This is a genomic window from Oleiphilus sp. HI0086, assembly GCF_001635225.1.
This window is the reverse complement of record NZ_LWFZ01001044.1, coordinates 1-1,029: the sequence shown is the minus strand read 5'-3', so window position 1 is coordinate 1,029 and position 1,029 is coordinate 1. Positions and strand designations below refer to the sequence as shown.

Annotated in this window: 3 protein-coding genes; all 3 read right to left on the bottom strand. The window is 47.2% G+C overall.

What is annotated here, in order from left to right; all coding sequences use genetic code 11:
• A partial coding sequence (locus A3756_RS18720) for a U32 family peptidase (protein WP_197481380.1) occupies positions 1 to 465 on the bottom strand: 465 nt, incomplete at its 3' end.
• A gap of 22 nt (positions 466 to 487) precedes the next feature.
• Complete coding sequence (locus A3756_RS18715) at positions 488 to 901, bottom strand: MBL fold metallo-hydrolase (RefSeq protein ID WP_231875573.1); 414 nt, start codon at positions 899 to 901, stop codon at positions 488 to 490.
• Entirely contained in the window at positions 898 to 984 is an 87-nt protein-coding gene (locus tag A3756_RS29315; protein WP_368664597.1) for a hypothetical protein, read from the bottom strand. The genes A3756_RS18715 and A3756_RS29315 overlap by 4 nt, the downstream gene beginning before the upstream one ends.
• Positions 985 to 1,029: the final 45 nt, after the last annotated feature.

The window sequence follows — 1,029 nt, the reverse complement described above, 5'->3', positions numbered from 1 at the left end:
TTGTTTAATTTCCGCAATTTCATCCAAGGATAGTTCCCGCGAAAGAATGACGCGTGTCAGGCCCTGTTGTTGCCAGAATTTCACTGTTGCCCAATTTACCGCGTTTGCTTGAACTGAAAGGTGAACAGGCACATCAGGCCATTTTTCTCGCACCATCATGATAATGCCGGGGTCAGACATAATCAGCGCATCTGGCTTCATAGCAATGACTTGCTCCATGTCGCGAAGGTAACTTTTTACCTTGTCATTGTGCGGGCTAATGTTCGATGCGATATAGAACTGTTTGCCAAGCTTGTGTGCGCGAGCAACGCCCTTAGCAAGGTTTTCAATATGGTTAAATTCGTTTTCTCTGACGCGCAAACTGTACCGTGGTTGGCCAGCATAAACTGCATCTGCGCCATAGGCGAAGGCGTACTCCATATTCTGGAGCGAGCCTGCGGGAGATAATAATTCAGGTTTTTTCATGTGTTCCGATTCGAAATTAAGGCTATTCTTTCTGCGAAATGGCGGATCCTACCTGTAATTGCTCGAACCAGTCCAGGAATTTCCCAACATTTTCACCTTTGAATATTCGGCCGTGCTGGGGAAGAAGCATGTCGATCTCTAATTTTCTGACGCGGTTGATCCAGTCATTTTTGGCTGCATTGGAAGGCATCCAGCGTTGATGGAACATTTTCATTTTCGGGATATGTGCATCAAAATCATCGACGAACATTGGGCTGTCGATAGGCTCAAGAGCCGCACCAACATCGCCAGTGAACAGGATCTTCGCGACAGGGTCATATACATGGTAGTTGCCCGAAGAGTGAAGGTAGTGTGCGGGAATCAGTTGTAAAGACAGGCCCGCCAGATCCAATGTTCGGCCTTCATCCTGTATCGCCTCGTAAGAAATATTGTTCATGCCGAAATGTCGTGTATGAAGCCTTCCCAAAGCCAAGGGCCATGAAGTTTCGCATCTGGGATAACCTGATCCCAAAGACCCAAAGACGAAATGATGTCTGGGTCCTGGTGAGAAGCAAACAAGTGAGT

Excerpts from the sequence above, each read along its gene's own strand:
- A3756_RS18715 (WP_231875573.1), bottom strand. The coding sequence starts at position 901 with ATGAACAATATTTCTTACGAGGCGATACAGGATGAAGGCCGAACATTG.